This window comes from Variovorax sp. Varisp85 (assembly GCF_047304045.1).
Classification (GTDB): domain Bacteria; phylum Pseudomonadota; class Gammaproteobacteria; order Burkholderiales; family Burkholderiaceae_C; genus Variovorax.
In genome coordinates, this window is record NZ_JBGLYN010000096.1 from 1 (window position 1) to 21,952 (window position 21,952).

The 21,952-nt window shown below is 66.9% G+C and carries 17 protein-coding genes and 2 pseudogenes; 11 read left to right on the plus strand and 8 right to left on the minus strand.

The features are described 5' to 3' along the window. Positions 1-108: 108 nt before the first annotated feature. The 3 genes and pseudogenes from ACCC97_RS26730 to ACCC97_RS26740 all read right to left on the minus strand — a co-directional run. A pseudogene (locus tag ACCC97_RS26730) lies at positions 109-927 on the minus strand (PA4780 family RIO1-like protein kinase); the annotation flags it as partial. Then, positions 924-1,997: a GNAT family N-acetyltransferase gene (locus ACCC97_RS26735; RefSeq protein WP_413335969.1), complete on the minus strand. Its 1,074-nt coding sequence runs from the start codon at positions 1,995-1,997 to the stop codon at positions 924-926. The pseudogene ACCC97_RS26730 and the gene ACCC97_RS26735, both read right to left, overlap by 4 nt. A gap of 562 nt (positions 1,998-2,559) precedes the next feature. After that, positions 2,560-2,949 carry a DUF427 domain-containing protein gene (locus ACCC97_RS26740; protein ID WP_007839128.1) on the minus strand — a complete coding sequence of 130 codons (390 nt, stop codon included), beginning with the start codon at positions 2,947-2,949 and terminating at the stop codon, positions 2,560-2,562. A 292-nt stretch (positions 2,950-3,241) separates the two neighbouring features. Here ACCC97_RS26740 and ACCC97_RS26745 point away from each other — a divergent pair, with 292 nt between their 5' ends. Further along, positions 3,242-4,213, plus strand: a complete 972-nt coding sequence (locus tag ACCC97_RS26745) for a Bug family tripartite tricarboxylate transporter substrate binding protein (RefSeq protein ID WP_413335971.1) — start codon at positions 3,242-3,244, stop codon at positions 4,211-4,213. 45 nt (positions 4,214-4,258) lie between these two features. Then, positions 4,259-4,909, plus strand: a complete 651-nt coding sequence (locus ACCC97_RS26750; protein WP_007839130.1) for an FABP family protein — start codon at positions 4,259-4,261, stop codon at positions 4,907-4,909. A gap of 42 nt (positions 4,910-4,951) precedes the next feature. Here ACCC97_RS26750 and ACCC97_RS26755 read toward each other — a convergent pair whose 3' ends face one another. Next, the gene (locus ACCC97_RS26755) at positions 4,952-5,869 is read right to left on the minus strand and encodes a LysR family transcriptional regulator (protein ID WP_413335974.1); all 918 of its coding nucleotides are present in this window, start codon (positions 5,867-5,869) and stop codon (positions 4,952-4,954) included. A gap of 100 nt (positions 5,870-5,969) precedes the next feature. Here ACCC97_RS26755 and ACCC97_RS26760 point away from each other — a divergent pair, with 100 nt between their 5' ends. The 5 genes and pseudogenes from ACCC97_RS26760 to ACCC97_RS26780 all read left to right on the plus strand — a co-directional run bounded on the left by ACCC97_RS26760 (position 5,970) and on the right by ACCC97_RS26780 (position 10,325). After that, positions 5,970-7,361 carry an acyclic terpene utilization AtuA family protein gene (locus tag ACCC97_RS26760; RefSeq protein ID WP_413335976.1) on the plus strand — a complete coding sequence of 464 codons (1,392 nt, stop codon included), beginning with the start codon at positions 5,970-5,972 and terminating at the stop codon, positions 7,359-7,361. Continuing rightward, positions 7,358-7,720, plus strand: coding sequence for a hypothetical protein (locus ACCC97_RS26765; protein WP_007839145.1), 363 nt, complete (start codon positions 7,358-7,360; stop codon positions 7,718-7,720). The genes ACCC97_RS26760 and ACCC97_RS26765 overlap by 4 nt, the downstream gene beginning before the upstream one ends. 47 nt (positions 7,721-7,767) lie before the next feature. Continuing rightward, positions 7,768-8,733 carry a Bug family tripartite tricarboxylate transporter substrate binding protein gene (locus tag ACCC97_RS26770; RefSeq protein ID WP_413335978.1) on the plus strand — a complete coding sequence of 322 codons (966 nt, stop codon included), beginning with the start codon at positions 7,768-7,770 and terminating at the stop codon, positions 8,731-8,733. Between the two features lie 150 nt (positions 8,734-8,883). Beyond that, positions 8,884-9,021: pseudogene (locus tag ACCC97_RS26775) on the plus strand (chromate transporter); the annotation flags it as partial. 68 nt (positions 9,022-9,089) lie between these two features. Further along, positions 9,090-10,325 carry an MFS transporter gene (locus ACCC97_RS26780; protein WP_007839154.1) on the plus strand — a complete coding sequence of 412 codons (1,236 nt, stop codon included), beginning with the start codon at positions 9,090-9,092 and terminating at the stop codon, positions 10,323-10,325. A gap of 15 nt (positions 10,326-10,340) precedes the next feature. Here the strand turns inward: ACCC97_RS26780 and ACCC97_RS26785 are convergent, their stop codons facing one another. Then, positions 10,341-11,117: an NAD(P)H-dependent oxidoreductase gene (locus tag ACCC97_RS26785; RefSeq protein WP_413335979.1), complete on the minus strand. Its 777-nt coding sequence runs from the start codon at positions 11,115-11,117 to the stop codon at positions 10,341-10,343. A gap of 89 nt (positions 11,118-11,206) precedes the next feature. Here ACCC97_RS26785 and ACCC97_RS26790 point away from each other — a divergent pair, with 89 nt between their 5' ends. Continuing rightward, a complete protein-coding gene (locus tag ACCC97_RS26790; RefSeq protein WP_413335980.1) occupies positions 11,207-12,100 on the plus strand; it encodes a LysR substrate-binding domain-containing protein in 894 nt (297 codons plus the stop codon). A 12-nt stretch (positions 12,101-12,112) separates the two neighbouring features. On the opposite strand, the gene ACCC97_RS26795 is transcribed toward ACCC97_RS26790, so the two are convergent. After that, positions 12,113-14,032 (minus strand): ATP-binding protein, encoded by a 1,920-nt coding sequence (locus ACCC97_RS26795; protein WP_413335981.1) that lies wholly within the window; start codon positions 14,030-14,032, stop codon positions 12,113-12,115. A gap of 223 nt (positions 14,033-14,255) precedes the next feature. Then, positions 14,256-14,750 (minus strand): Lrp/AsnC family transcriptional regulator, encoded by a 495-nt coding sequence (locus ACCC97_RS26800; protein WP_007839162.1) that lies wholly within the window; start codon positions 14,748-14,750, stop codon positions 14,256-14,258. A gap of 65 nt (positions 14,751-14,815) precedes the next feature. On the opposite strand from ACCC97_RS26800, the gene ilvB reads away from it, so the two are divergent. After that, positions 14,816-16,603 carry a biosynthetic-type acetolactate synthase large subunit gene (gene ilvB / locus ACCC97_RS26805; protein WP_413335982.1) on the plus strand — a complete coding sequence of 596 codons (1,788 nt, stop codon included), beginning with the start codon at positions 14,816-14,818 and terminating at the stop codon, positions 16,601-16,603. A 45-nt stretch (positions 16,604-16,648) separates the two neighbouring features. Here the strand turns inward: ilvB and ACCC97_RS26810 are convergent, their stop codons facing one another. Further along, positions 16,649-17,032, minus strand: coding sequence for a response regulator (locus tag ACCC97_RS26810; protein ID WP_413316196.1), 384 nt, complete (start codon positions 17,030-17,032; stop codon positions 16,649-16,651). A 179-nt stretch (positions 17,033-17,211) separates the two neighbouring features. Between ACCC97_RS26810 and panD the strand changes: the two genes are divergently transcribed. Both panD and ACCC97_RS26820 read left to right on the plus strand, forming a co-directional pair. Beyond that, the gene (gene panD, locus ACCC97_RS26815) at positions 17,212-17,613 is read left to right on the plus strand and encodes an aspartate 1-decarboxylase (protein WP_007839165.1); all 402 of its coding nucleotides are present in this window, start codon (positions 17,212-17,214) and stop codon (positions 17,611-17,613) included. Between the two features lie 512 nt (positions 17,614-18,125). Then, on the plus strand, positions 18,126-21,952 hold a 3,827-nt coding region (locus ACCC97_RS26820), incomplete at its 3' end, for a beta strand repeat-containing protein (RefSeq protein ID WP_413335984.1).

Consider the following 21,952-nt stretch of genomic DNA (forward strand, 5'->3'; position numbering starts at 1 on the left):
ACCCCCCAAACCCCCCCCTCCCCGGGCGGGGGGGGCCGGTTTTTTTTTAACCCCCCCGGGGGGTGGCCCCCCCTTTTTGGGGGGGGGGCCCGCCGGCCCGGCGCCCCCCGCCGCTTCTTCCTCGCGTGCGTCGTCTACCTCGCGCATCACGTTGCGCAGGTCGACCGGGCCGGTCTCGCGCACGAACGTGCCGGTCAGTTCCGTCTCGGGGCGCAACAGGCCGCGTTCGTACAGCTGCCAGATCTCGTCGCCGTAGTGCGTGCGCAGCAGCGCGGGCGCGAACTGGCCGAAGAAGTTGCGCAGGTTCTCGACGTCGCGCAGCAGCATGCGCCGCGCGTGGTTGTTGCCGGCGGCGTCCACCGCCTGCGGCAGGTCGATGATCACCGGGCCGTCTTCGGCCAGCAGCACGTTGAACTCGGAGAGGTCGCCATGCACGATGCCGGCGCACAGCATGCGCATCACCTCTTTCAGCAGGCTGGCGTGGTGGCGCAGCGCGTCTTCGGGCGAGAAGACCACGTCGTTGAGGCGCGGGGCGGCGTCGCCGTGGGCGTCGGTCACCAGGTCCATCAGCAGCACGCCTTCGAGGAAGTTGTGCGGCGTGGGCACGCGCACGCCCGCGGCGGCCAGGCGGTAGAGCGCATCGACCTCGGCGCTCTGCCAGATGGCCTCGGTCACCTTGCGGCCGAAGCGCGTGCCCTTGGCCATGGCGCGTGCCTCGCGGGTGTTCTTGACGCGCCGGTTCTCGGTGTAGTCGACGGCCTGGCGGAAGCTGCGCTTGTCGGCTTCCTTGTAGATCTTGGCGCAGCGCGTCTCGTCGCCGCAGCGCACGACGTAGACCATGGCTTCCTTGCCGCTCATGAGCTGGCGCACCACGGTGTCGATCAGTCCCTCGTCGATCAATGCCTGCAGTCGCTGGGGTGCCTTCATGGCCGTGCCTCCAGGAAGGTCCGCAGGCTTTGCGTGTCGATCTGGTAGAGGCCGTCGTGCTTGTGCGCGGCAAAGCCGAGCCGGTGGTTGATGGTGAGCATGGGGGCATTGACTTCGGCGTTGTGGGTCACGGCCAGCGTGACCTCGGGGTGGCGCTCGCGCACGAGCTGCAGCATGGCGGCCTTCACGCCCTTTGCAAGGCCCTTGCCGCGCCACTGGCGCGCGACGGCCGTGAGCCGCTGTTGCAAGCGGTCGGGGAAGCGCTGGTTCCAGGAGGCGTCGCACACCGCGACCACCTCGTCCCCGTCGAGCAGGAGCACGAGAAAGTGCTCGCCCCCGCGGCGGTCCATGTCGGCGTACCAGGGCGGGAAGTCCTCCAGGTCGTAGCGCAGCGGCGGCCGTTCGAGGTTGGTGGTGGGCGCGTCGTTCAGCAGTGCGGACAGCGGCGCCATCAGCGCAGCGAGCCGCTCGAAGGGCACGCGGCCCGCGTGCACCTCGGCGCGCAGGCCGTGGGCGGGCGCGAAGCCATCAGCGCGCCAGCGGGCGAGCATCTGCCAGTCGAGCCCGGCCAGGGGCATGCGGTTCTCGACGCTGCGGTGCTTTTCGACGGCGCCGATGGCCTGCAGGAAGGCGTGGCCGTCGGGCAAGTGGGTCTTGATGGTTGCGACGGACTTGCAGTGCATTTCCATCAACGCCAGCAACGCGCGAAGCAGCGTGCTCGCCACGCCGCGGCGCCGGTGCGGGCGCAGCACGCCGCCCCAGGCTTCGAGGAACGGTGCGAACGCCTCGTGCCCGGGCGTGCCTTCGCGGCGGAAGCTCGCGCTCAGGCTGCCGATGAATTCGCCGTGTGCGCCAACGGCGAGCACGCGATGAACGGCATACAGCGGGCCGGGCTGCAGCACGTTGTGCCGGGTGTCGGCATCGGGAGGAACAGGGTCGCCGGGAAAGTCTTCCGCGGCGCGCAGGCGCCAGTAGGCGAGGAAATGGCCCCAGTCGGTTTCGGAAGCGCGCAGGGGATCGAACACGGTGGTCACGGTATGCCGCGCAGGTGCGGCACGGTTTTCAAGCATGGTCGTTGGCCTTGATTCGATAAATGAACGGGGCGCTGCCGGCACGTGCGTGCCGGTAGCGGCGTTTGAATCGGGGCGGTTTGTGGTCGTCGCGGCGGGTGATGGCCGCGCGGGGCAGACCGGCTACGCGGTCGACGCGTGAACGATCAGTTCAGATGAGGCCCGGCAAACCGCACGTTGGTGGGGGCTTGAATTGCAGTGTCTTCCATCGCGCACCTCCGCTTTCTGTGTGGTTGTCGAAGCGACGAATGTAGCGGGCTTGCCGCGTGCTGTGAAGTGCGGTGTGGTTTTGGCGCGCGCATCGTGACCGCCCTCGGCCACGGAACGGCCTGACGGCAGGTCAGCCGAAAGCCGCGCGCAGCCTTGCGAGCTGGTGCGCTTCGGCGGTGGTGTTGATGTTGGTGAAGCCCATCAGCAAGCCTGCGCCACGGTACGCCGCAATGGCGCTGTTCGCCGGCTTGTAATCGGCATGTCAGCCGTTGGCTGGTTGGGCTTTTAGCGCACGCCGAGCCGAACACGGTGACGCTCGCGCCGGTCAAGACCGGCAAGGTGAGCTCGCGCGTTAGGCAACCCGCTCTTCGATCGGCCCCACGCGATCCGGATAGAACGCCAGGTGGTCCTTGATCTGTGCGACCGGCTCGTAGGGCGACTCGTAGGTCCATACCGCATTCACCGAGCGTTCGCCGCCTGCAGGAATGCTGTAGTAGTTGCACTCGCCCTTGTACGGGCAATAGGTCGCGTGTTGCGTACGCTCCAGCAGCGACATCCTGACGTCCTTGCGGGGGATGTAGTGCACCGTTCCGAAATGCGTTTCGCGCAGCGTCAACGCTTCGCGCGTGTCGGCGATGACACGGCCGTCGACCGACACCACCACGCGCAGCGGGTTCGGTGTGATTGTGATCGGATGATCGGGGCCGGGGGTCTTGATGGTGCGTTCCGCGGTAGCGAACATGAGAATGCTCCTTCGGTCAGATCGGGTTGACGCAAGATTCGGCGGATGCGCATCTTGCCGCGATGCGATGGCAGTTTGAAGCCCCTGCACAATTGGCCCGTTCGCAAAGTGGTTAAAGGCCATCGAGCCCATCGGAACCGCTCTGGAAGCCTTTCGACTTCATATTTGGACCTGGATTTGCGAGGTCTCGATGTGCAGGATGCGTGCGGTCACGCTTGTGTGTCGTTCGCGCATCAGTTCTTGACAAAGCGCAGGCCGTATCGTTCGGGTAAATCACTAGTGAAAGACTGAAGTGAAGAAGAACTACAAGCTCGCCATGTTGTTGCTTGCCAGCGTGTTGGCCGCCGGCGTATGGGCTCAGGACTGGCCCGCGAAGCCAGTTCGCGTCATCGTGCCCGCACCTGCAGGCAGTTCGCTCGACCTGATCGCGCGCACGCTGGCCGACCGCCTGCGCGTGACCTGGAAGCAACCCGTGGTGATCGAGACCAAGGCGGGCGCGGGTGGCCTGATCGGCATGGACACCGTGGCCAAGGCGCCGCACGACGGCTACACGCTGGGCATCGGCTTCAACGGCCCGATCGCCTTCGGCCCTTACATGTATGCGCGCATGCCTTACGTGCCTTCGCGCGACCTGGTGCCCATTGTGCTCACGACCTCGCAGCCCAACGTGCTGGCGGTGCAGGCGAACAACCCCGCGAACACGCTGCCCGAGTTCGTCGAATGGGCGAAGAAGCGGGGCGACAAATTCAGCTATGCGTCGGTGGGCGCGGGCAGTTCGTCGCACCTCACGATGGAGCTGTTTCGCAGCGTGGCGCACATCGAGGCGGTGCATGTGCCTTATGCAGGTTCGCCGCCCGCGGGTCTGTCGCTGGCGGCGGGCGACACGCAGGCGCTGTTCGCGGTGGCGCCCGCGCTGCTGCCGCTGATCCAGGGGCAGCGCGTGAAGCTCATCGCCATCACGAGCGCCACGCGTTCCGAGCGCATGAAAGAACTGCCCACCGTGGCCGAGTCGGGCTATGCCGGTTTCGAGGCGCTGGCCTGGAATGGTTTCTTCGCCGCCAGCGGCACGCCGCTCGAGGTGGTGCGCCGCATCAACGCCGACGTCAACGAGGTGCTGCGGGAGCCGGCCGTGCGCGAACTGCTGGCCAACCAGGGGCTGGTGGCGGGCGGCGGCTCGCCCGAGGAGTTCAAGGCCTTCATCGACAGCGAGGGCCGCAAATGGGGTGCGATCATCGCCAAGGTCGGCATTCGCCTCGACCAGTGACATTTATCCTCACGCCACAAGAGAAGATTTCATCAGGAAAAGAACATGGAACAGTTTCCCCGCGACATCTACACGGAACCCGAGCCCGATCCGCACACGCTCGCCAACCTCGGCCCGCTCACGGGCTTGGCGGGCCTCTGGATTGGTACGGCCGGCCACGACGTGAGCCCGAAGGAAGACGGCCCCGAGGCCGAAGCCTTCATCGAGCACGCGGAGTTCCAGCCCATCGATGCACAGACCAACGGGCCGCAGATCTTCTACGGGCTGCGCTACCACCTGCGCATCGCCAAGCCCGACGAGGTGGAGACTTTTCACGACCAGGTCGGCTACTGGCTGTGGGAGCCCGCCACGGGCGCGCTGATCCAGACGCTGTCGATCCCGCGCGGGCTCACGGCCATGGCCACCGGCCACGCGAAGCCCGGCGACCGCAGTTTCAGGCTCGAAGCGGTGCGCGGCGGCGAGACCAACGGCATCGTGGCCAACCCGTTCCTGGAGCATGCGTTCAAGACGCTGCGCTACAGCATCGAGGTGTCGATCCATGACGATGGCAGCTGGTCCTACGAACTCGAGACGGTGCTGAGCGTGCGCGGAAAGCCCGAACCCTTCAGCCACACCGATCGCAACACGATGCGCAAGATCGGGGAGCCCACGCCAAATCCGACTGCGCGTGCCGCGATGGCGAGCGCCGTGGGCTGAGCGGCTATCGCCAGCTGGTCCTGGCTTGCTGCGCGCCGGGCATCAGTCCAGCCGCAGCGACCCCAGCCGCGCGACGATCAGGTCGTGCAGCGTCTGCGCCGCCACCGACAGGCTGCCTTCGCGCCGCTGCACCATGTAGAGCGTGCGCGTGAGGGAAGCCAGGGGCAGTGGCCGCGTCACCAGCGTCTCGCGCTGGAAATGGAACAGTGTGAGGGCAGGCACCACGCTGATGCCCAGACCGGCCTCGACGAGGCCCATCACGGTGGCCAGGTGCTCCACCTCGAACACCGCATTCAACCTTTGCGGATGCAGCGCCGCGTCGAGCGCCTGCCGCACGCTGCTGTTGCGCGCCATCTGGATGAAGGGGTAGGGCGCGATCTTCTTCGCCGTGAGGCGCGGCTCGCGCGCGAGCGGATGGTCGGCGCGGCACACGAGGTGGAAGCGGTCGGTGCAGAGCTTGCGTGCGCGCAGGTCGCCGTCGGCGGTGCCCCCGGCGCCCGATGCGGCGAGCGCGAAGTCGGCCTGGCCGCTGCGCACCAGCGCGATGCAGGCGTCGGACAGCGCGTCGTCCAGGTCGATGCGGATGCCCGGCCAGGCCTGCATGAACTCGGCGAACACCGCGGGCAGCCAGCCGGCCGCGAGCGAGGGCAGGGCGGCCACGCGCACGCGGCCCTTGCGGCGTTCCACGTGGTCGGCGAGGTCGCCCATGGCGCTGCCCATGTCGTCGAGCAGTCGGCGCGCGGAGCCCTCGAACAGCCGGCCCTCGGGCGTGAGCTGCACGCTGCGCGTGTCGCGGTCGAACAGACGCGTGCCGACCGCGTCTTCGAGTGTGCGGATCAGCGCGCTGAACGCGGGCTGCGAAAGGTGGCTGCTCTGCGCCGCGCGCGTGAAGTTGCGGTGCTCGGCCAGCGCGAGAAAGGCGCGCAGCTGCCGCGTGGAGAGGTCGGGCGTCTTTCTCATGTCCTGGATGCCGGTGGCCGGCTTGTTATTTGAAAATCGGATCAATCGATCCGGATTTTCGATTTTACGGATGAGCGGCCGCTGCCTACAGTGCATGGCAATGAACTCCATCGAACCGTCCACGCTGCTGATCGGATGCGCTGCCGGCTTCTCGGGCGACCGCACCGATGCCGCCGGGCCGGTGGTCGACACGCTGATCGCGCGGCTCGCCGCGGGGCCTGCCGGCAGTCGCGCCTTCCTCATCTTCGAGACGCTGGCCGAACGCACGCTGGCGCTGGCGCAGCTGCGCCGTCGCGCCAACCCCGACGCGGGCTACGAGCCGTTGCTCGACGACATGCTGCGGCCCGTGCTCGCGCGCTGCCTGGTGCATGACATTCGCATCGTGAGCAACTTTGGCGCCGCCAATCCGCGTGCCGCCGCCCGGCACATCGCCCGCATGGCGCGCGAACTGGGCGCGAGCGAGCCGCGCATCGCGGTGGTGGAGGGCGACGACCTGTCGGGGCCCGAATATCGCGCGCTGCTGAATGAAGCGCTCGGCGCGCAGATGCAAGGGCTGCGCATGGTCAGCGCCAATGCGTACATCGGCGCGGAACCCATTGCCGGGGCGCTCGACGCTGGCGCGCAGATCGTGGTGTGCGGCCGCGTGGCCGACCCTTCGCTCACTGTCGGGCCGGCCATGTCGCACTTCGGCTGGCGTGCCGACGACTGGGACCGGCTCGGGCGCGCGACCATGGCGGGCCACTTGCTCGAATGCGGCGCGCAGGTGTGCGGCGGTTACTTTGCCGATCCTGACTACAAGGACGTGCCGGGGCTGGAGGCGGTCGGCTTTCCGATCGCCGAGATCGACGCCGATGGCCGCTGCACCATCGGCAAGGCCGACGGCACCGGCGGCCTCGTGAGCGAGGCCACCGTGAAGGAGCAACTGCTCTACGAGGTGCATGACCCGGCCGCCTACCTGACGCCCGACGTGGTCGCGGACATTGCCGATGCCGACGTGCACGCGCTTTCCGGCGCCGACCGCGTGGCGCTCTCCGGCGTGCGCGGCCACGAACGGCCGGGCCGCTACAAGGTCAATGTCTGCCATGAAGGCGGCTGGTTGGCGGAGGGCGAGATCTCCTATGCGGGGGCACGCGCCGAGGCCCGCGCTCGGCTTGCTGCAGATGTGCTTCGCAAGCGGCTCGACGGACTCGCGCTGCGCGTGGACCTGATCGGCGCGCTGAGCATCCTCGGCGACGACGCCGGCCGCGCGCTGGCGGATACGCCCGATGCGGGCCTGCGCGACGTGCGCCTGCGCGTGGCGGCCACGCATACCGATCGCGCGCAGGCCGAACGGCTGGCGCGCGAGGTGATGGCGCTCTACACCTGCGGCCCGGCCGGCGGCGGCGGCGTGCGCACCGCGCTCACGCCGCGGCTCAACACGCTGTCGTGCCTGCTGCCGCGCGAAGCAGTGCCGGTGCGCTTCGAATTGCTCGACGCGGAGGCACTGGCATGAACACCCTCGACATGATCGACGTGCCGCTCTATCGCGCTGCCCACGGCCGCACCGGCGACAAGGGCGATCGCTCCAACATCAGCGTGATCGCCTGGCACCCGCAGCTGTATCCCTTGCTGGTCGAACAGATCACGCCCGAGCGCGTGGCCGCGCAGTTCCGCCATCGCGCGCCGTCGCAGGTGCAGCGCTTCGTGCTGCCGAAGCTGCACGCGATGAACTTCGTGCTCGACGCAGTGCTCGACGGCGGCGTCAACGATGCGCTGAACCTCGATGCACATGGCAAGGCGCTGTCCTTCCTGCTGCTCGACATGCCTGTGCGCGTGCCGCGCGCACTCGAGCCCTTGCTGGCCGGACCGTAGCGGCGGCTTCCTTTTTTCTTTGAACCATTCCATCCGGAGACAAAACAATGAAACGATTTCCCCTCACCGTACTGACCACCGCATTGGCCCTGGCGCCGCTGCTGGGCCATGCGCAGGCCTTCCCCGAGAAGCCCATTACCTTCGTCGTGCCCTTCGCGGCCGGTACCGCTACCGACCAGATCGCGCGCGCCATCGGCAACCAGGTCGCGGCCGAGACCAAGCAAGCCGTCATCATCGACAACAAGGCCGGCGCCAGCGGCTTCATCGCCTCGCAGAACGTGGCAAAGGCGCCCGCCGACGGCTACACGGTGCTCATCACTACCAACACCACGCACGCTGCCAACGAGCACCTGTTCAAGAAGCTGCCCTACGACCCGGTGAAAGACTTCGTGCCTGTGGCCGCGCTCGGCAAGGGCGGCCAGATCATGGTGGTGAACCCCTCGTTCCCAGCAAAGAGCGTGGCCGAATTCATCGCGCTTGCGAAGAAGGAGCCGGGCAAGTACAGCTTCGGCAGCGGCAGTTCGTCGAGCCGCATGGCGGGCGAGCTGCTGCAGCAGATGGCCGACATCAGGCTGCTGCATGTGCCCTACAAGAGCAACACGCTCGCCGTGACCGACCTGCTGGGCGGCCAGATCCACATGATGATCACCGACACCGCCACCGGCCTGCCGCAGGTCAAGGCGGGCAAGCTGCGTGCGCTGGGTGTCTCCAGCGCCGTGCGCTCGCCGCTCGCGCCCGATGTGCCCACCATTTCCGAGGCCGGCGTGAAGGGCTACGAGATGGGCTACTGGTTCGCGGCCTATGCGCCCGCGAAGACGCCGCCGGCCGTGGTCAAGCGGCTCAATGAGCTGCTGGTGAAGGCCGCGAAGAGCGACGCCGCGAAGACGGCCTTCTACGAGCCGACCGGCACCGAGGTGTACACGACCTCGCCCGAAGAGCTCGCGAAGTTCCAGGCGGCCGAGTCCCAGAAGTGGGGCCGCATCGTGAAGGCGGCCGGCATCGAGGCCGAGTAGACCGCGCGCCGTGGCGGGCATCCGCAGTCTGGGCGCACACGGCTGGCCGGCTCTGTCTGCTACGATCTCGCCACCGGGAATACAGCCTCCCGTTCTGCAAAGTTAGACGGTGTCCCGTCCAAGCGCTGGCGACTCATAACGGAGCTATCTGTGGACACCGCCTTGCCTGACGCACAGCCCGCGCCTTCTGCGCCCATCCAGTCCATTTCATTCGCTGAAGCCTTCCGCTTCTGGCTCAAGCCCGGCTTCATCAGCTTTGGCGGACCAGCGGGGCAAATCGCGATCGTGGCCCGGCCTTCTTTCCTCTCCGGCACGCAATGAGTACGCCCCCTTCGTCTCGTTCATTGGGCGGTCTCATGCGCCTGCTGCCCGCCGGCGTCGACCCCGTCGCCATGCCTCTGCTCGCCGCACGAGGTTTGCGCGCCTTCGGCGATGGGTACATGGCCGTGCTGCTGCCGGCCTACCTGCTTTCGAACGGGCTGGGTACGCTGGAGGTCGGCATCCTCAGCACGGCCACGATGCTGGGCTCTGCCTTGGCCACGCTGGCGGTTGGTGCATGGGGCTACCGCTTCGCAGGAGGGAAATTGCTGCGCATTGCCGCCGTGCTGATGGCCGCGACCGGCCTCGGCTTTGCGGGTTTGTCGGCATTCTGGCCGTTGCTGGTCGTCGCGCTCGTCGGCACCCTTAACCCCAGTTCGGGCGATGTGAGCGTCTTCCTACCTCTCGAACACGCCCGGCTGGCCGCAGCGGCGCAAGGCCATGCGCGAACCGCGCTGTTTGCCCGCTACAGCCTCCTGGGTGCGCTGTGTGCCGCGATAGGCGCATTGGCTGCGGCCGTGCCGGATTGGCTGGTTCAACACAGCCGGCTTGCGCGCCTCGACGCGCTGCGCGGAATGTTCCTGGTGTATGCCGCGATCGGGCTCATTGTTTTCTGGCTCTATCGAGACCTGTCGGCCCCTGACGCAGGCAACAACTCAAGCGGCGCACCTGTCGCTCCGGCACCCCTGGGGCCTTCACGCGGCGTGGTGATGCGATTGGCGGCACTCTTCAGCGTCGACGCCTTCGCCGGCGGATTGACGGTCAACGCGTTGATGTCGCTATGGCTGCTGCAGCGATTCGGCTTCTCGCTGACCCAGGCCGGAGTGTTCTTCTTCTGGACTGGCTTGCTGAGTGCCGCATCGCAGCTCGCGGCTCCTGTGGTGGCACAACGAATAGGGCTGCTCAACACGATGGTCTTCACGCATCTGCCGGCCAACGTCTGCCTTGTGTTGGCTGCGTTGGCGCCCAGCTTGCCGATTGCGCTTGGTTTGCTGATGGTTCGCAGCGCGTTGTCATCGATGGACGTTCCCACCCGGACGGCCTATGTGATGGCCGTGGTGACTCCTGCAGAGCGCAGCGCCGCGGCGAGTTTCACTGCCGTTCCGCGGAGCCTGGCCGCGGCCATCAGTCCGACGCTCAGTGGCGCACTGTTTGCGGCCGGATGGATCTCCTTGCCGCTCATTGCGTGCGGGCTGCTCAAGATTTCCTACGATCTCGCCCTGTGGCGTGCCATGCGGCGGGATCGACTTGAACCAGAAATTGCGAACCAGTGAGAACCGACAACTGCCTTAGGCACTGTGTACCCCAAAGCCCGCCTCACCCGGTGCGATGTCCTCGCGCAGCGTGAGGGCGGGAATCTCGTAGTCGCCTCCGTTCTGCCGGCGGAACGGAATCGGCTTGGCCGTGAACAGCGTGTCGAGCCGCTGGCCCAACTCTTCGGTGATGCGCGCGTACGCGGCCTCGTCGACCTTGTGCGTGCGATGCACCACGTAAGGCGGTAGCACGTCGAAGCCGGGGTAGTGGAGGATGCCGTGGTGGATGGGGAACAGCAGGTCGTCCATGGGCCCGTTGATGCCGCGCGGCGCGTAGTGCGAGGCCCAGCCGCCGGTCGTCACCACCAGCATGGCGCGCTTGCCGGTCAGCGTGCCTTCGCCGAAGCGGTCGCCCCAGTGCGTGTCGGAGTGCTCGCCCACGCCGTAGGCGAAGCCATACGCGTAGATGCGCTCGACCCAGCCCTTGAGGATGGCCGGCATCGAGTACCACCACAGCGGAAACTGCAGGATCACCGCGTCGGCCCAGAGCAGCTTTTCCTGCTCGGCGGCGATGTCGGCGGTTTGCGTGCCGGCCTCGAAGGCCTGCAGCGATTCGAGGGAGGGGTCGAAGCGCGCGGCGGCATCGCGCGCGGGGAAGTCGTCGGCGTCGAGCGCGGGCTTCCAGCGCATGGCGTACAGGTCCGACACGCGCACGGAGTGGCCGGCGGCCGCGAGGCGTTCGGTCATGAAGCGATGGAGCGCACCGTTGAGCGAGGCGGCTTCGGGATGGGCAAGGACCAGCAGGATGTTCACGGTTTCACAGGGGTTGGAATGAAGATGTCCGCAGGTTAGGCGCCGTGGCGATATATTGGAAATGAATAGTCTGAATTTCAGCAATTGCCATGAACAATTTCAGCCGCCTCGATCTCAACCTCCTGGTCACGCTCGACACGCTCCTGGCCGAGCGCAACGTCACGCGCGCGGCCGAGCGCCTGAACCTTTCGCAGCCCTCGGTGAGCGTGCAGCTCGCCAAGCTTCGGGAAGTGTTCGGCGATCCGCTGCTGGTGCCCGCGCAGCGCGGCATGCGGCCCACCGCTCGCGCGGACGAGCTGCGCGAGCCGCTGCGCGAAGCGCTGGAGTCGCTGGGCCGCGCGGTCGCACCCACGGGGCCTTTCGATCCGGCCGAGGCGACCGCCACCTGGCGCGTGGCCGCTGCCGACTACGCCGAGTCGGCCATCCTCCTGCCGGCGCTGGCCCGTTTGCGCGCCGAAGCGCCGAACACCCGGCTGGCCGTGGTGGAGGCGGTGCCGTCGCGCATGGCACGGCAGTTGGAGCAGGGAGAGATCGACCTGTTCTTTCACACCAGCGTGGGCGCGCCACCGGGGCTGCACCGGCGCGTGCTGTTTCATGAGCGCTATGTGCTGGCCGGGCGGGCAGGGCATCCGCGCCTGAAGCGGCGGCCGACGCTGGCGCAGTTCTGCGCGCTGGAGCACGTGGTGGTCTCGCTCGGCGGCGGCGGCTTCGCCGGGCCGACGGACGAGGCGCTCGCAGGGAAGAGCCTCGCGCGGCGCGTGGTGCTGTCGGTGCCGCACTTCCTTTTCATGATGTCGGTGCTGGCCTCCACCGACATGGTGGCGATGCTGCCCGAGCGGCTGGCGCGCGGCGCGCCCGGGCTGCGGGTGGTGGAAGCGCCGCTCGAGGTGGCCGGCTACGAGATGGCCATGCTCTGGCATGAGCGCCGGCACCGCGACCCTGCGCATAAGTGGCTGCGCGAGCAGATCGTGGCGAGCCTCTGAAGCCCGGCGGGCCTAGAAGGCATCGATGGCCTTCTCGGCGTCGACCTTGCGGTGCAGGGGCAGCCACAGCATGAAGCGGGTGCCGGTGCTGCCGGATTCCCAGCTTACGGTGGCGCCGATGGCAAGTGCGCGCCGCTGCTGGTTGCGCAGCCCGCGGCCGCCACGGCGCAGGGCCTCATCCACGTCGAAGCCCGCGCCGTTGTCTTCGATCGCCACGCACACGCTCTGGTCGAGCGTCGCGGTGCTCACGCAGATGGTGGTGGCCCGCGTGTGGCGCAGCACGTTGGCCACGCATTCCTGCACGATGCGCAGGATGTGCAGCGCGCTTTTCGGTTCCAGCCAGGACAGCACGGGCACGGGCTGCACCTCCCAGCGCAGCGCGACACCCGCGCTCTCGATGCGCGGCGCCAGGCGAAAGCGCAGGGTTGCCAGCAGCAGCAGCAAGTCGGCGTCCACGTTCTCCATGGAGTCGATCACCAGCTTCAGGTCGTCCATGCAGCCCTTGAGCACGTCGGAAACCTCGGCGTCGCTCATGGTGCCCCGCTCCACCGAGCGGATGGCGCTGATCAGCGATGAACCGAGTCCGTCGTGCATGTCCTGCATCAGGCGCCGGCGCTCGGCGCTGAGCATGTGCTGGGTTTCGATGGCGCGCAGCCGCCGGTAGCTTTGCCCCAGCTCGGCTTCGCGGGCCTGCAGGCGCTGGGCCAGGCCCTTGTTCAACCGGCCCACTTCGGCGAACGCGTCGGTGTAGCGCTGGAACAGGATGTACGAAAAGACGAAGAACAGGCCGATGATGGCGTAGGGAGAGGTGTACACGCTCTCCGGGCTGACCAGGTTGTTCTGCAGGAACCCGTCGTAGGAGGTGAAGGCGACGGCGAAGACGGTCCAGCCCGCCACCAGCCGTCCCTCGGGCAGTTGCGCGCGCAACGCCTTGCGCAAATTCACCGCAAAGATCAGCACCGCGACGGGCAGCACCATCAGGTTGAGCAGGGGCGTGAAGAGGTAGAGGCTGACCACCCACGTCGAGGCGTGAGGCAGCGTTGCGACATTGCAGGCCAGCGTCAAGGCCAGCGCCGAGCGGGTCAGCCAGGCCGAAGGCTGCCGATGCAGGCGCTGCAGGAACAGGTGGATCAGGACGATCAGCCAGAGCAGGCTGGCAACGGTGATCCATTCGAACCATTCGTCCGAAATCGGGGTGTAGCTGCCGCCCACGTAGTAGTGAAGCGTTCGCAGGAAGGCGAGCGCGGAGATGGCGAAGAACAGCAGGTAGAGCGATTCGCGCTTCTTGCGCAGCCACACGGCGAACGCGAATGCGCCAACCGCCAGGAAGGCGGCGCTGCCCATGAACGGCAACTGTACCTGCAGCAGTTGGCGCACCTGGTAGCGCCAGCTCAGTGAATCCTCGTCGCCCACCCACACGGTCGAGAATCCGCTGCCGCTGTTGCGCAGGCGGTCGACGCGGATCAGCACGGACGTGGGCGAAGGCGTGTTGGCGGTCGCGTTCAGCGGCAGCAGGAGCGGATGGTTGTAGTCGTTGTGGACGGGGCTGCCATGCGACTGATAGAGCAGAATGCCATCGCCGTACACCGCAATGTGGCCCAGGGTCTTCCAGCGCGGGAGATAAAGAAGGCGCGGCTGCGCCGATCGCGCCAGCCCGGCCAGGTCGATGCGGTACCAGTCGGTGACGGTTCGCGCGCCGCTGGAAGACGTGGGCACCAGTTCGCGCGGGGCCGTATGCGGAAGGCTGATCGTCTTCCAGCCGTCGGCCGGCAGCGCGGCGTCTTCCGCACGCTTCGGAGGGGCGGAATAACCCGTGCCGGAAACGGACAGCAGTTCGGCCTTCGTGATGTGGACGACGCCATCGTGCTGCGGCACGGCATCGGCCGCCGATGGTTCGCTGGCGTGCGCACAAGGCAGTACGGCGAGCGGCAAGGCAAGCCACAGCTTGGCGATCCATCGGCTGACTCTCCAACAGCCTTTGCGGGCTGGCCTCATAGATCTAGATCGCTTCTGCCATGGAACTCATTTTTGTGGATGCGCCTGACGAACGTAGGCGCTGTGATGCGGTTCGGCTCCCGCTCCCGCCGGCCGACCGCGAGCCGATTATGTCCTTGGCCCAATTTCCCCGCTCACCCGGGCATCGGCGCGCTCACCCTCAGATCACGGGCACGCTGGTTTCCTTCAGCACCCGCAGCACGAAGTGCGACTTGCTGTGCCGGATGCCGGGGATCTTGTAGAGCTTTTCGCGCAGCAGCCGCTCGTAGTCGCGCGTGTCGCGCACGGCGATGCGGATGTAGTAGTCGTAGTCGCCCGAGACGAGGTAGGCCTCCTGGATCTCCGGAATGGTCGCCAGCGTGCGGCCGAAGTCATACAGGGTCTCGTCGGTGTGGCTTTCGAGCGTGACCTGCACGATCACCGAGTCGTGGTAGCCGAGCTTGGCCGGATCGACGTCGACCGTGTAGCGCTTGATGACGCCCGAGGCCTCGAGCTTCTTGATGCGCGTCCAGCAGCTGGTGGGCGACAGGCCGACCTCGTTGCCGATCTCCTGCAGGGTCTTGCGCGAGTCGAGCAGCAGCACGCGCAGGATGGCAAGGTCGGTCTTGTCGAAAGATCCTTCGTTGTCATTGGTGTTTTGCCGACTGGTTTTCATGAATGGAGCCAAAAAGGCCAAAAGAAAGAAGCATATTTTGCGCTCAAACCGGAAGAATCGACGGCATGCGACTTCTCGACCTACCCCTCACGTCTTCCCTGTCTCTCCACCCGGAAGCGCCAATCTGTATCCGCAACGGCGCCGAAGCCCTGCTCGACACGCTGGTCGAGTGCGGCGTGGACACCATCTTCGGCTACCCCGGCGGCGCGGCGCTGCCGCTGTACGACGCGCTGCACGGCGAGCCGAGGCTGCGCCACGTGCTGGTGCGCCACGAGCAGGCGGCCGTGCATGCGGCCGAAGGCTATGCGCGCAGCACCGGCCGCGTGGGCGTGGTGCTGGTCACCTCGGGGCCGGGCGTGGGCAACACCATCACCGGGCTGCTCGATGCGATGAGCGATTCGGTGCCGGTGCTGTGCATCAGCGGGCAGGTGGCCACCGCCGTCATCGGCACGCAGGCATTCCAGGAGAGCGATGCGCTCGGCATGTCGCGCCCGGTGACCAAGTGGAACCGGCAGGTGCGCTCGGCCGACGACGTGCCCTCGCTGGTGCGGCGCGCGCTGGAAATCGCCACCACCGGCCGCCCGGGACCGGTGCTGCTCGACGTGCCGAAGGACATCCAGCTCGACCGGCTGGGCAGGGCGCCCGAGCCTTCGCCGCTGCGCGCGCTGCGCACGAGCCGCACGGCGCTGCCGCCGAAGGCCATGATGCAGCGCGCGGCCGACCTGCTTTCGACCGCGCGCCGGCCTGTCGTCTATGGCGGCGGCGGGCTGGTCAATTCGGGGCCAGCCGCCTGCGAGGCTTTCGCGCGGCTCGTGAACCTGCTGCACGCGCCGTGCACGCTCACGCTGATGGGGCTGGGCGCGTTCCCCGCATCGGACCCGAAGTTCATCGGCATGCTGGGCATGCACGGCATGCTCGAAGCCAACCTGGCGATGCACGAGGCCGACCTCGTGGTGTGCGTCGGCGCGCGCTTCGACGACCGCGTGACCGGCAAGCTCGACGAGTTCTGTCCGCACGCGCGCAAGATCCACATCGACATCGACCCCGGCAGCATCAACAAGGTGGTGCGCGTGGACGTGCCGATGGTGGGCGACTGCGCGGCGATCCTCGAAAACCTGCTGGCGCTGCTGCCGGCCGAGGGCTTCGCACCAGAGCGTCTGGCGCCGTGGTGGGCGCGCATCGAACGCTGGCGCGCCCAAGACTGCCTGGCCTTCGAGGCGCGCGAGGATTCGATCCTGCCGCAGCAGCTGATGTTGTCGCTGCAGCGGGCCATCGGCGCGGGCGGGCGCGACACCATCGTGTCGACCGACGTGGGGCAGCACCAGATGTGGGCCGCGCAGTACCTGCGCTTCGACAGCCCGCGCCACTGGCTCACCTCCGGTGGCGCCGGGACCATGGGCTACGGGCTGCCCGCGGCCATCGGCGCCCAGATCGGCCACCCCGAGGCGCTGACCGTGTGCGTGAGCGGCGATGCCTCGGTGCTCATGAACATCCAGGAGCTGTCGACGGCGGTGCAGCACCGCGCGCCGGTGAAGCTGGTGCTGTGCAACAACGGCTACATGGGCATGGTGCGGCAATGGCAGGAGCTGAACCACGGCAATCGCCTGAGCCACAGCTGGAACGAGGCGCTGCCCGATTTCGTGGCGCTGGCAAAGGCCTTCGGCTGGGGCGCACGGCGGGTGTCGGACCCGGCCGAACTGGAAGGCGCGCTGGCTGAATGCCTGGCGAGCGAAGGGCCGTTCTTCCTGGACGTGCAAGTGGCGGCGCAGGAGAACTGCTTTCCGATGATGCCGTCGGGGCATGGGCACCACCGGGTGATGCTGGCGAAGGATCGCTGGTACGAGGAGGCGTGAAGACTCTGTTCCCTCTCCCAGAGGGGAGAGGGGGTAGAAGCGGACTCAGCGGCGCGGCGAGATGTTCAGCGTCCTGCAGAACTCGTAGAAAGCTTCGAGTTCGTGCGACTTGTCGAACACCGCATCGACACCCGCGGACAGCGCGCCTTCGCGCACCTCGGAGGTTGCGTAGTTCATGAGGACGACCGTGCGCTGCGCCGGCGACTTGTGCGCCTGCAGGTATTGAGCCACGGCGAGCCCATTGCCCTCGGCCAGGAAGATGTCGATGACGGCCGCGTCCCAGCCTTCGGGATTGTCCTGAAACCAGTCGATGGCGCCGCGCGAAGTGGCGGCGGTCCCGATCACGTTGCATTCGGAAAATTCCTGCAGTCCGTCGGCCAGTGTGGCGGCGATCAGGGGGTTGTCTTCTATCAGGTAGATGCGGGTCATCGTGCGGGGCCGGAGCTTCTTGTAACGTAACGCTCGGCTTGTCTCGGGCCGAGGCTGGTCATTGTCCGGACTGAAGCCGGAGGGCGAGTCGGACAACGCCGCCACCTGTCGTAGACCGCTGCAGGCTTGCGCTTAGACTGCGCCGGCCCGAACCCCCTTGCACGGAAATTTCATCGACCATGTTCAGAACATTGCTCAAGTCCAAGATCCACCGCGCCACCGTCACCGATTGCGAACTGCACTACGAAGGCTCCTGCGCCATCGACCAGGACCTGCTCGACGCAGCCAACCTGGCCGAGAACGAGCAGGTGCACATCTGGAACATCAACAACGGCGAACGCTTCGTGACCTACGCCATTCGCGGCGAGCGCGGCAGCGGCATCATCTCGGTCAACGGCTCGGCCGCGCGCCGGGCCGCCGTCGGCGACCTGCTCATCATTGCGGCCTTCGGCCTTGTGCCCGAAGAGCGCGTGGCCGGGTACCTGCCGAAGCTGGTTTTCGTGGACGGCGCCAACCGCATCAAGGAAGAGCGCGCGCACATTCCGGTGCAGGCCGCCTCCGGCGAGCCCGTGCCGGCCTGAGCGCCTGAGGCTGCCGCAGCCTTTCACGCCTCCTTTCACATCCTCCAGCCGCAGCGCCCTCGTGCAGGCGCTGCCCTGGCATCACGCCGGCTGGCTCGTCAACGTCGCGTTCGAATTCGATGCCGCGCACGGTGCCGCGCGGGTGCCGGCCGAACTCGGTGCGGCCACCAGCAAGGGCTGCGTTCACTTCGCCGACTGGCAGGCCTGCGGCGACGACGGCCACGGTCACGCCCCGCAACTACATGGCTGCGCGGCAGCGCGTGAAAAAAGACCGGGTGAGAAGCCAGGGCGCTTGCCCGCCCGGCGTCAACGCGACCACACGCCCACGCGTACGGATGCTCGGCAGGACAAAAGTACCAGGCTTTTCAAAGTCGTCCCGGTACTTATCGCTCATGAGGGAAAGGACATTCCTTCCATGTGCTCGCGCCGCTGGCGCCATCTAATTTGCAAACAAGCAAACGCAGCGTCGAGACAGGTACGCGCCGGCCTTTCGGCGCTCACAAAGGAAGCACATGACCGCGATCACCGGCTCCAACGGCAACGACCTTCTCACCGGCACGGCCGGCAACGACACCATCAACAGCGGCAACGGGGACGACACGGTCAACGGCGGAGCCGGGAGCGATTCGTTGAATGGTGGCGCGGGAGACGACACGCTCGACGGTGGCAGCGGCAGCGACCAGCTCAATGGAGGATCGGGGAACGACACCCTGATCTACAACGTCAGCGAGAACGCCGCGGTCGGCACCAAAGACGTGTACACGGGCGGGGCGGGCGTCGACACGCTCCTGCTCCAGTTCACGCGGGCGCAGTGGCTGGACTCTGCCACCCAGACGCAGATTGCCGCCTACCTGGCCCATCTTGCGGCAGTGACCAATGCCAGGACCGGCGAGGTTTCCAATGGTTCGGCCAGCGATTTCGTTTTCAGCTTCGGGTCGTCCACGCTGACCGTCCAGATGACCGAAGCCCTGAGAATCCTTGTGGACGGGATCGAGCTGAATCCGGCCAACGAAGCGGTAAGGGCGCTCGGCGATGCGGCCGTGACGACCGAAGACGGTCCGGGCGTACAGATCCATGTGCTGCAGAACGACCTTGTCCCTGACCTGGTCAGGAGCTTGACGCTGGCCTCGGCTCCAGCCCACGGAACGGCCACACTCGTTCAGCCGGCGATGGGCGATCCATCGACCTGGTATTTCCAGTACCAGCCCCATGCGGCCGATTTCCAGTACCTGGCAGCGGGCGAGACCGCAACCGACACCTTCAACTACCAGGTGACGGACGCCGATGGTGGGACGGGACTGGCCACGGCGACCATCACCATCACCGGCACCAACGATGGCCCGGTGATCACAGCCCAGGACCTGGTGGGTGCGGTGAGCGAGCAGATCGCGCCGTCGGGCACGCTGAGCGACAGCGGTGTCATCGGCTTCAGCGACCTGGACCTGAGCGACGTGCACCTGGTGAGCGCCACCGGCACGCCGGTCGGCAGCGTGCTGGGGAGCCTGACGGCGGTCAAGAACGTCGACACCACGGGGACCGGCACGGGCGGCCAGCTCACCTGGACCTACACCGTGGACGCCTCGGCTGTCGAGTACCTGGCCGCGGGCCAGACCCGGGTCGAGAGCTTCACCATCACAGTGAACGACCAGCACGGCGGCATCGTCACCCGGCAGATCGACGTGACCATCACCGGCACCAACAACGCGCCGACGATCGGCACGGCCGATGCCGCTGCGGCGGTGACCGAGGATGCGGCGACGCCGACCCTGAGCGACAGCGGCACGATCACCTTCGACGACGTGGACCTGAGCGATGCGCACAGCGTCAGCGTGGCGGCCGGTTCAGGCAACACGCTGGGCGGGGTGTTGACGGCCGGCGTCAGCGATGCGGCCACGGGCGCGGGTGACGGCACGGTGAGCTGGAACTACAGCGTTGCCAACGCGGCCACGCAATATCTAGCCCAGGGCCAGACTGTGACGGAAACCTTCACCGTCACCATCAACGATGGCCACGGCGGCACGGTCAATCAGCAGATCACCGTGACGGTGACCGGGACCAATGACGTGCCGGTGATTGGTGGTGTGGCCAGCGGGGCGGTGACCGAGGATGCCTCGACGCCGAACCTGAGCACGAATGGTGCGCTGACGATCGTCGATGTCGACCAGGGCCAGTCGAACTTCGCGCCTCAAGCGAGCACGGCCGGCAGCAATGGCTACGGCAGCTTCGCATTGGCAGCCGACGGCAGCTGGACCTACACGGCCAACAATGGCCAGACGGCGATCCAGCAACTGGGCGCTGGTCAATCGATCAGCGAGAGCTTCACCGCAGTTTCCTCCGATGGAACGGCCAGCCAGGTGGTGACGGTGACCATCACCGGGACCAATGACGTGCCAGTGATCGGCGGCGTCGCCAGCGGGGCGGTGACCGAGGATGCCTCGACGCCGAACCTGAGCACCGGTGGTGCGCTGACGATTGCCGATGTCGACCAGGGGCAGTCGAACTTTACGCCCCAAGCCGGCACCGGCGGCAGCAACGGCTACGGTAACTTCACGCTCGCGGCCGATGGCAGTTGGAGCTTCACGGCCGACAACAGCCAGGTGGCGATCCAGCAACTGGGTGCAGGGGAGTCGATCAGTGACAGCTTCACTGCAGTCTCGTCCGACGGAACGGCCAGTCAAGTGGTGACCGTGACGATCACCGGGACCAACGACGTGCCGGTGATTGGCGGCGTCGCCAGCGGCGCGGTGACCGAGGACGCCTCGACGCCGAACCTGAGCACCGGTGGTGCGCTGACGATTGCCGACGTGGATGCGGGCCAGTCGAACTTCGCGTCCCAGGCTAGCACCGCCGGCAGCAACGGCTATGGCAGCTTCACGCTCGCGGCCGATGGCAGCTGGACCTACACGGCCGACAACAGCCAGGCGGCGATCCAGCAGTTGGCTGCAGGTCAATCGATCAGCGACAGCTTCACCGCGGTGTCGTCGGATGGCACCGCCAGCCAGGTAGTGACGGTGAGCATCACTGGCACCAATGACGTGCCGGTGATCGGTGGGGTGGTCAGTGGCGCGGTGACCGAAGATGCCTCGACGCCGAACCTGAGCACGAATGGCGCGCTGACGATTGCCGACGTGGATGCGGGCCAGTCGAACTTCGTGCCTCAAGCGAGCACTACCGGCAGCCATGGCTACGGCAGCTTCGCATTGGTAGCCGACGGCAACTGGACCTACACGGCCAACAATGGCCAGACGGCGATCCAGCAGTTGGGTGCAGGAGAGTCGATCAGCGACAGCTTTATTGCAGTCTCGTCCGACGGAACGGCGAGCCAGATCGTGACGGTGACGATCACTGGCACTAATGACGTGCCGGTGATTGGCGGCGTTGCCACCGGCGCGGTGACCGAGGATGCCTCGATGCCGAATCTGAGCACCGGTGGTGCGCTGACGATTGCCGATGTGGATGCGGGCCAGTCCAGCTTCGCAGCCCAGGCTGGCACCGCCGGAAGCAGCGGCTATGGCAACTTCTCGTTGGCGACCGACGGCACTTGGACCTATGCGGCCGACAACAGCCAAAGCGCGATCCAACAGTTGGGCGCGGGTCAATCGATCAGCGACAGCTTCACCGCAGTTTCCTCCGATGGAACGGCCAGCCAGGTGGTGACGGTGACGATCACCGGCACCAACGACGTGCCGGTGATCGGCGGCGTCGCCAGCGGCGCGGTGACCGAGGACGCATCGACGCCGAACCTGAGCACCGGTGGTGCGCTGACGATTGCCGATGTGGATACGGGCCAGTCCAGCTTCGCAGCCCAGGTTGGCACCGCCGGCAGCAATGGCTACGGCAGCTTCGCATTGGCAGCCGACGGCAACTGGACCTACACGGCTGACAACAGCCAAGCGGCGATCCAACAGCTTGGTGCAGGTCAGTCGATCAGCGACAGCTTTACTGCAGTCTCGTCAGATGGGACGGCCAACCAGGTGGTGACGGTGACGATCACCGGCACCAATGACGTACCGACGATTGGTGGTGTGGCCAGCGCTACAGTGCAAGAGGACGTTGCGGTGTCCGGTGGCAGTCTCGCGGCCAGCGGCGCATTGACGATTGCCGACATGGATGCAGGCCAGTCGAACTTCGTGCCACAGGCGAGCACCGGCGGCAGCAACGGCTACGGAAGCTTCGCATTGGCAGCCGACGGCAACTGGACTTACACGGCCGACAATGGCCAAGCGGCGATCCAACAGCTGGGCGCCGGTGAATCGATCAGCGACAGCTTCACTGCAGTCTCGTCCGACGGCACGGCGAGCCAACTCGTGACGGTAACGATCACCGGGACCAACGACGT